This window comes from Caulobacter sp. P1_B12_2 (genome assembly GCF_056406675.1).
On the sequence record NZ_JBFTZS010000226.1, the window covers coordinates 1 to 7313 of the forward strand.

Sequence of the window (7313 nt, forward strand, 5' to 3'; positions counted from 1 at the left end):
GCCGCGTCGACAGCGCCTTCCTGGCCCGCATGGTCGCCGAGCACCGCATGGACGAGGTCGAGGCCGCCGAACTGATCGTCGACCTCACCTACACCCTGCCCAAACGCGCCTACAAACTCGACCAACGGCCCAACTGGGCCAGGCCGGTCGGCCAAGGCGTCACCGTGGCTTGACGTCGAGACTCCAAACTATAAGATATTATTCCATAATATGGGACTCACAAGAGGTCCCGCTGAGGGGAAGACGCCATGACACCCAACCCGCTGCTTGGCGTGCTCTTTCATTGGCTGGGCGGCCTGTCGTCCGCCAGCTTCTACGTGCCCTATCGCAGCGTGCGCCGCTGGTCGTGGGAGATCTTCTGGCTGACCGGCGGGATCTTTTCCTGGCTGATCGCGCCCTGGCTGTTCGCCGGCCTGCAGACCAACGACCTGCTGGGCGTGATGGCCCAGGTCCCGCCCAAGACCGTCGGCCTATGTGTGATGTTCGGCGTGCTCTGGGGCTTCGGCGGCCTGACCTACGGCCTGACCATGCGCTATCTGGGCCTGTCGCTGGGCATGGCCGTGGTGCTGGGCCTGTGCACGGTGTTCGGCACCCTGATCCCTCCGCTGGTCCAGGGGGATTTCGCCGAGAAGCTGCTGGGATCGCCGTCGGGACGGATCATCCTGCTGGGCCTGATCGTCACCCTGGCCGGGATCGTCGTCGTGGCCTGGGCCGGCGCCAAGAAGGACGCCGACCTGTCGCCGGAGCAGAAGAAGACCGCCGTCGCCGAGTTCGACTTCAAGAAGGGCATCGCCGTGGCGGTGTTCTCCGGGATCATGTCGGCCTGTTTCGCCTTCGGGCTTTCGGCCGGCGAACCGATCAAGGCGCTGTCGGCGGCGGCGGGCACCGGCCCGCTGTGGACCGGCCTGCCGACCCTGTGCCTGGTGATGTTCGGCGGCCTGATCACCAACGGCGTGTGGTGCGCCTGGCTGATCTTCAAGAACCGCAGCGCCGGCCAGTGGCTGGGCGCGGTCAGCCCCGCCGAGGCGGCCGACAATCCCGAGACCGCCGCCCTGAAGCGCTCGCCCCTGCTGGCCAACTACCTGCTGTGCGCGGTGGCCGGCACGGCCTGGTACTTCCAGTTCTTCTTCTACACGATGGGCGAGAGCCAGATGGGCCGCTTCGGCTTCTCCAGCTGGACCCTGCACATGGCGTCGATCATCATTTTCGGCACCCTGTGGGGCTTCGCCTTCCGCGAATGGAAGGACGCCCGGCCCCGGGTCAAGGCCATGGTCTGGACAGGCGTCGCCCTGCTGGTCGGCGCGACGGTGATCATCGGCTACGGCAACCGGTTGGGCGGCTAGTTTTCCGCTGGGCTCAGCCTTGAAGGGTTGAAGCCCAGGGCCATGCCGATCTCCAGGGCGGCCGCGACCACCCGGGGCGTCAGTTCGGCCATGCGCGCCTCGTCCATATATTGCGGGACGCTGGACAGGCTGATGGCGGCGACGATCGCGCCGCTGGCGTCGCGGATCGGGGCGGCGATGCAGCGGATGCTGTCGCCGCCGTCCTCCAGGTGCAGGGCGTGACCGATCCGGCGCGCCGCCTCGACATCGCGATGGAAGGCCGCCGCCTCAGGCGAGCCCGGGTTCTCGGCGAACAAGGCCGCCCAGCGTTCCGGCGGCGTATCGATCAACAGGGCGCGGCCCAGGGCGGTGTCGCGCAGACGGTTGCGGTCGCCGACCCGGTGACGGATCTCCAGCCGCCGCCGCCCGGGGATCTGGGCGACATAAAGCACGTCGTCGCCGGCCGCCGTTCCCAGATTGGTCGCGTCCTGGGTCTCGGCCGACAGCTCGGCCAGCACCGGCCGCGCGACATCGCTCAAGCCCAGCCGCTCGCGGGCCTGATGGCCCAGCTGCACCAGGCGGCCGCCCAGCCGATAGTCGCGGCCCACTGACGACAGCAGACCACGATCGACCAGGGCCGAGGCCAGGCGGTGGGTGGTGCTGCGGGTCAGGCCGACCCGTTCCTCGAAGGCCTTGAGGCTATGGGCGCCCTCGGCGACGGCCTCGAGAATGTCCAGCGCCCGGTGAAGGGTCTGACTGGCGCGATCGGCGGCGGCGGAGACTTGAGGCTCGGCTGTATCTGACAAGGGGGCATCCTATCCCGATCGCGCCCCTAGATAGCATCGGAATGCCGATTCCGGCGATGCTTCGTCGATGATGCGGAGCCGAAATCGTCGGGGATTCCGGCTCCGCGTCAGGAATCTATCGCGAGGCCGCGTCCCACGCCGCGACGCGATAGCCGTTGGCGTCCAGGCAGCGGTTCATGGCGGTCTTGTGGGCGTCGTCCTGGGCCATCCGCGCGGCGCGAGAACCGCCCTTGGCCTTGTCGTAAGGCACCTTGAGGATCAGGCCGGTGGCGCCCGGATCCAGGTTGCGCGCCTTGGCGCTGGACGATGAGACCTCGAACCGGTCGGTCTTGCCGGCCCGGACCTGGTCGCGGCACGAGGCGAAGGTGGTGGCGAAGGCCTTTTCGTCCGAAGCCTTGGTCTCCAGGCGCGGCGAATAGCCGGTTCCCCCGCCGCCCATCGTCGAGCAGGCGCCCAGCGACGCGGCGCAGATCGTCGTGGCGGCGAGCGCCAACATCTTGGAATAGTTCATGGTCTTGTCCTCCCAGCAGCTTCCAAAACCCCGAAGCTGTAAGGAGCGCGGCGCGGGCGTTCCGGTTCCGCTTGGGCGTTGGACGGGCAAGCTGAGCCCTGGGAACACCCTCCCCGCCCATCGGTTTTGAAGAGGGCAGACATGGAGGAAACCAATGTCCAAAGCCCCGCCCATCCCCGAGGAACAACGCGCCTTCAAGGGCCAGAAGCCCGACATCGAAGGCTCCACGAACGGCCGCCGGGACGAAAAGACCGGATTGCAGTCCAACGAGCCGGGCGACGGCGACGTCAATCTCAGAGAACAGGGCCGCCAGGGAAACATCCGCCAGAACACGACCCATTCCGGCAACGTCCAGGATCGCTAGCAATAGGGAGCCCTCTCCCGCGGGAGAGGGCTCTCCTAGGCCGCCTCGCGAACCTCCGGGGCGAACTCCGGATAATATCCCGCCATCATCCGCTCGGCGAAGGCCACCAGATTGGGCAGGCTCTCGGCGCGGCGACGCAGGGGCGAGTCGAAGAACGGCGTCAGGATCTGGGCCAGCATGGCGAAGACGACGGCGTCGACGCTGCTGGGCCGGTGGCCCATCATGAAGGACTTGTTTCCCAACATCTCCGACAGGGCCGTCAGCGACCAGGCGCCCAGCTCCAGGATTTCCTCGGGCGAATGGCGGCCGATGCCGACGGCCTTCAGGTTGGTCTGCACGGCGTCCAGCAGGCCGTCGATCGCGTCGGCCCGCGCCTCGCCCGGCATGCCGTCGAACCAGCGAGCCGGGCCCTTGGCGAAGTTGTCGTCGTCGAAGAACCGGAAGTGGCAGCTGGCCCAGCTCAGATGGTTCTCGACCATCCGCTCGATCGCCCAGGCCTGGCCGCGCTGGGCCTTGCTGAGGCCGGCGTCCAGATCGACGCCGTAGCTGCGCTCGATATAGGCGCGGATGAAGGTGGAGTCGGCGACCTTGATCCCGTCGTCGTCGATCCAGGGCAGCTGGCCCTTGGGCGAGGTCTCCGGATGGGCCAGGACCTTCTCGTACCAGAGGCCCGCCATCTTCAGATGGATCTCGGTCTTGGTGACATAGGGGCTGCCCTCGGGGAGGCCATAGGCGGGGCCGGCGGCGTAGAGCGTGATCATGGTGGTCTCTCCCTGCTGAGCCGCCTTTTGGTGTCCGTCCCAGACGCCGTATTGCGACAATCGGACGCTACCGCCATCCTGCTGCCAGCATGCTGTCAGCATCGATCCCGCAGAGTGCCCTCATGAGACGCGCCGAACGCTTATTCCAGATCATCCAGATCCTCCGCCGCAGTCGCCAGCCGGTCACGGCCGACGCCATGGCGGCCGAGCTGGAGACGTCGAAACGCAGCGTTTATCGCGACGTCGCCGCCTTGATCGGCCAGAGGGCGCCCATCCGCGGCGAGGCGGGCGTCGGCTACATTCTGGAGGCCGGATACGACATGCCGCCCCTGATGCTGACACCCGACGAGATCGAGGCCGCCGTGCTGGGGGCCCAGTGGGTCGCCGGACGCGGCGACCCGGTGCTGGCCACCGCCGCCAACGACCTGATCGCCAAGATCGCCGCCGCCGTCCCCGAACAGCTGCGGCCCTATGTGCTGACCCCGGCCACCGGGACCGGCACCAACTGGAAGGCCCTGCCCGACGGCATCGACATCGCCCAGACCCGGGCCTGGATCCATGCCGGCCGCAAGATCCGCCTGGACTATCGCGACGAGAAGGGCGCGGTCAGCCAACGGGTGATCTGGCCGGTGACGGTGGGCTATCTCGACACGGTGCGCCTGCTGATCGGCTGGTGCGAGCTGCGCAACGACTTCCGCAACTTCCGCACCGACCGGATCGAGGGCGCCGAGTTTCTCGACGAACGCCACGGCCAGCGGCCGGGGGTGCTGCGGACGAAGTGGCAGCGAGCGCTGGAGGAGGAGCGCAAGCGGTGGGCGGCCAAGGGCGAGAGCTGCTRAGCGCCAAGACTGTCATCCCGGACAAGCGCGCAGCGCGCCGATCCGGGACCGGGCCGAAGCGCTGAGCTCAGGCGTCGATCCCGGGTCTTCGCTTCGCTACGCCCGGGATGACAGACCTTTTGCGATTAAACCCCGTGTCGCTTGGCGAAGGTCTCAAATAGGTCCGGCCAGGCCGCGACCGGCTTGCCGACGATGCCGCGCAGGCCAAAACCGTGGCCGCCCTCCTCGAAGATGTGCATCTCGGTGGGGATCGCCTTGGCCTTCAAGGCGGTGAACATCATCAGGCTGTTGGCCACCGGCACGGTCTTGTCGTCGGCGGCGTGGACCAGGAACACCGGCGGGACGCGGTCGGTGACGTTCTGCTCCGGCGAATAGAGCGCGATCTGCTCGGGCGTCGGCGTGGGACCCAGCAATTGCTTGCGCGAGCCGCCGTGGACCGCGCCGTCGATCATGGTGACCACGGGGTACATCAGGCACGACAGATCGGGCCGGGCCGACAGGTCGTCGGCGGCGTCGATCCGGTCATAGACCTTGGCGTCGAAGCGGGTGGTCAGGCTGGCGGCCAGGTGCCCGCCGGCCGAAAAGCCCATGATCGAGACGCGGGCCGGGTCGAACTTCAGGCTCGCCGCCTTCGAGCGGACCAGCCGCACGGCGCGCTGGGCGTCCTGCAGCGGCGCGTCGGGACCCGCGCCCCAGCCGTCGCCGGGCAGGCGGTAGAGCAGGACGAAACAGATGTAGCCGCGGTCGGCCAGCCAGCGGGCGGTCTCGAAACCCTCCTTGTCGCTGACCACGCGCTCATAGCCGCCGCCGGGCATCAGCACCACCGCCGCGCCGTTGGCCTTGGCGGTGGGACGGAAGACGGTCAGGGTCGGCTTGCGGGTGTGGGTCGTGGCGCGGTCGCGCAGGCCGCCGGCGACGGTGCGGTCCAGCACGGTTTCGACGGCCGTCACGCCGGCCGAACCGGGCGGGTCGCCGGGCCACAGGGGGAAGACTTCGGTCGGATCCGCCAGGGGCTTCACGGGCTTGGGGGCGGGCTTGGGATCGGCGAGCGCCGCCCCCGCCAGCAACGATGTCAGCAGGCCGCCCGTGAGGCTGGCCAGGGTTCCCCGGCGATTGAACATGCGACCTCCCAAAGCGACGCGAAGGGACCCTAGGGCGGGGTTCGGGTCGCGGCAAGTCACCGGTGTCATTCCCGAGCGGCCGATGCTCCAGCGCGATAGACACGCCAACCAGCCAGGTCGCGACGGGTCGGTGATCAGCCTCGACGCAACACGCCAAGCACGGCGTCGCCAATGCGCCTGGTTCGATATTCAGCGATCCGCCGGCCGACTTCGGCGCTGGCCGTGCTCGTGGGAAAGCCGCCGATGCCGCTGGGATTGAGCGCGCGATCGCCGGCCTCGCCCGCCTTTAGGAAGGGTAAGGACGGGGACTGAGGCAGGCTGGCGTATCCGTCGCCGACCTGTTCGGGTCGATAGTGCAGCATCAAACTGGTTTCCCAGCCGTCGGCGTGCGTCGTGAACGCCGGCTCGGTCCCGCCCAGAAGGTCTTTCAACATCGGGAAATTCAGCCCGTCGACGATCGGCAGGATGTTTGGGCTGGGCGGCAGGCCCAGTCTCGCCAGTCGTTCGCTGTCGATCAGCGCATAGGCCTCCAGACCCGCGATTTCCCCGCTAGCCTGCACCGCCGCCTTCGCCATGGCTGTCAGATGTCGGCCGCCGAGATGGCCGCTGTAGAGGAAGACGCGCCTGAAGCCGTTCACGCTCAGCGAGCGCAAGACATCGACATAGAGCGCGATGAAGGTCGCCGAACTCACCGTCAGGCTGCCCGGATAGATGTAGGTGCCGTCACGCCGATCATCGTCGGCTTCATTCGTGATGCCGATGTTGAGGCACGGCCCCATGATGCTTTGGAAGCCGCCGTCGGAGAGGTAGGTCTGAACATCGCCAAGCTGGTCGATGGCGCCCAGCGCGTCGGCCCCCAACGGCAGATGGGGGCCATGCGCCTCGATGGCGCCGACGGGCAACAGTCCGATATCGGTTTTCGCGATCGCCGCTTCGAACTCGGGGAAGGTCATCTCGAACATCGTGCGCACGGCCGACTTGCCGCCGGTGGGCGAGCGCGCCGCTGCGGCGCCGCCGATCAAGGCTCCGATCGCCGACGCGCCGCCCAAGAGCCCGATCGCCGTCCTGCGCCGCATCGTCAACTCCGTCTGGAAGCGCCGAAGGCTAACACGACGCGCTGGGAGCAGGTCGTCCAATGATCGGAGGCTGGTGCGGAAAATCGCGCCTGCGCTAGGTCGCGAATCTCAGGTGGTGCAGCACGATCCCGCTGGTGGTGGCCACGTTCAGCGAGTCGAAGCCGTTCGCCATCGGGATGCCGACGGTGCGCACCCGGTCCATCACCGCCTGGGACAGCCCCGGCCCCTCCGCGCCCAGCAGCACCGCCGCCCGGGCCGGCGGATCCAGCCGCGCCAGGGTCTGGCCCGCCGCCGGGCTCAGCGCCAGGCCCTGGAAGGCGTGACGCTCCAGCAGGGCGACCACGTCCTCGCCCGGCGCCAGCCAGGCGGTCGGGACGCTGAGCGTCGCGCCGATCGAGACCCGGATGGCCTTGCGATAGAAGGGGTCGCAGCAGTCGCCGTCCAGGATCACCCCGTCGACGCCGAACGCGGCGGCGTTGCGGAAGATGCCGCCCAGATTGTCGTGATTGGCGA

At 68.2% G+C, this 7313-nt stretch carries 9 protein-coding genes and 1 pseudogene; 4 read left to right on the plus strand and 6 right to left on the minus strand.

What is annotated here, in order from left to right; genetic code table 11:
- Positions 1 to 173: pseudogene (locus AC1DZ6_RS14745) on the plus strand (hypothetical protein); the annotation flags it as partial.
- A gap of 75 nt (positions 174 to 248) precedes the next feature.
- Positions 249 to 1343, plus strand: coding sequence for an L-rhamnose/proton symporter RhaT (gene rhaT / locus AC1DZ6_RS14750; protein WP_477097909.1), 1095 nt, complete (start codon positions 249 to 251; stop codon positions 1341 to 1343).
- Here the strand turns inward: rhaT and AC1DZ6_RS14755 are convergent.
- Complete coding sequence (locus AC1DZ6_RS14755; protein WP_477097910.1) at positions 1340 to 2128, minus strand: IclR family transcriptional regulator; 789 nt, start codon at positions 2126 to 2128, stop codon at positions 1340 to 1342. The genes rhaT and AC1DZ6_RS14755 overlap by 4 nt on opposite strands.
- A gap of 115 nt (positions 2129 to 2243) precedes the next feature.
- Complete coding sequence (locus AC1DZ6_RS14760; protein ID WP_477097911.1) at positions 2244 to 2639, minus strand: hypothetical protein; 396 nt, start codon at positions 2637 to 2639, stop codon at positions 2244 to 2246.
- Positions 2640 to 2793: 154 nt separating this feature from the next.
- Here AC1DZ6_RS14760 and AC1DZ6_RS14765 point away from each other — a divergent pair, with 154 nt between their 5' ends.
- Positions 2794 to 3003: a hypothetical protein gene (locus tag AC1DZ6_RS14765; RefSeq protein ID WP_477097912.1), complete on the plus strand. Its 210-nt coding sequence runs from the start codon at positions 2794 to 2796 to the stop codon at positions 3001 to 3003.
- A gap of 35 nt (positions 3004 to 3038) precedes the next feature.
- On the opposite strand, the gene AC1DZ6_RS14770 is transcribed toward AC1DZ6_RS14765, so the two are convergent.
- On the minus strand, positions 3039 to 3764 hold the full coding sequence (locus tag AC1DZ6_RS14770) for a glutathione S-transferase family protein (protein WP_477097913.1): 726 nt from the start codon (positions 3762 to 3764) through the stop codon (positions 3039 to 3041).
- Between the two features lie 122 nt (positions 3765 to 3886).
- Here AC1DZ6_RS14770 and AC1DZ6_RS14775 point away from each other — a divergent pair, with 122 nt between their 5' ends.
- On the plus strand, positions 3887 to 4603 hold the full coding sequence (locus AC1DZ6_RS14775; protein ID WP_477097917.1) for a helix-turn-helix transcriptional regulator: 717 nt from the start codon (positions 3887 to 3889) through the stop codon (positions 4601 to 4603).
- 125 nt (positions 4604 to 4728) lie between these two features.
- Here AC1DZ6_RS14775 and AC1DZ6_RS14780 read toward each other — a convergent pair whose 3' ends face one another.
- The 3 genes from AC1DZ6_RS14780 to AC1DZ6_RS14790 form a co-directional block, all read right to left on the minus strand.
- Positions 4729 to 5724 (minus strand): alpha/beta hydrolase, encoded by a 996-nt coding sequence (locus AC1DZ6_RS14780; RefSeq protein ID WP_477097914.1) that lies wholly within the window; start codon positions 5722 to 5724, stop codon positions 4729 to 4731.
- A 134-nt stretch (positions 5725 to 5858) separates the two neighbouring features.
- Positions 5859 to 6800: a creatininase family protein gene (locus AC1DZ6_RS14785; RefSeq protein WP_477097915.1), complete on the minus strand. Its 942-nt coding sequence runs from the start codon at positions 6798 to 6800 to the stop codon at positions 5859 to 5861.
- Positions 6801 to 6894: 94 nt separating this feature from the next.
- Positions 6895 to 7313 (minus strand): TrmH family RNA methyltransferase (locus AC1DZ6_RS14790; RefSeq protein WP_477097916.1); only part of this gene is annotated, 419 nt, incomplete at its 5' end.

Coding starts and splice junctions, on each gene's coding strand:
- rhaT (WP_477097909.1), top strand. CDS start 249: ATGACACCCAACCCGCTGCTTGGCGTGCTCTTTCATTGGCTGGGCGGC.
- AC1DZ6_RS14760 (WP_477097911.1), bottom strand. CDS start 2,639: ATGAACTATTCCAAGATGTTGGCGCTCGCCGCCACGACGATCTGCGCC.
- AC1DZ6_RS14765 (WP_477097912.1), top strand. CDS start 2,794: ATGTCCAAAGCCCCGCCCATCCCCGAGGAACAACGCGCCTTCAAGGGC.
- AC1DZ6_RS14770 (WP_477097913.1), bottom strand. CDS start 3,764: ATGATCACGCTCTACGCCGCCGGCCCCGCCTATGGCCTCCCCGAGGGC.
- AC1DZ6_RS14780 (WP_477097914.1), bottom strand. CDS start 5,724: ATGTTCAATCGCCGGGGAACCCTGGCCAGCCTCACGGGCGGCCTGCTG.
- AC1DZ6_RS14785 (WP_477097915.1), bottom strand. CDS start 6,800: ATGCGGCGCAGGACGGCGATCGGGCTCTTGGGCGGCGCGTCGGCGATC.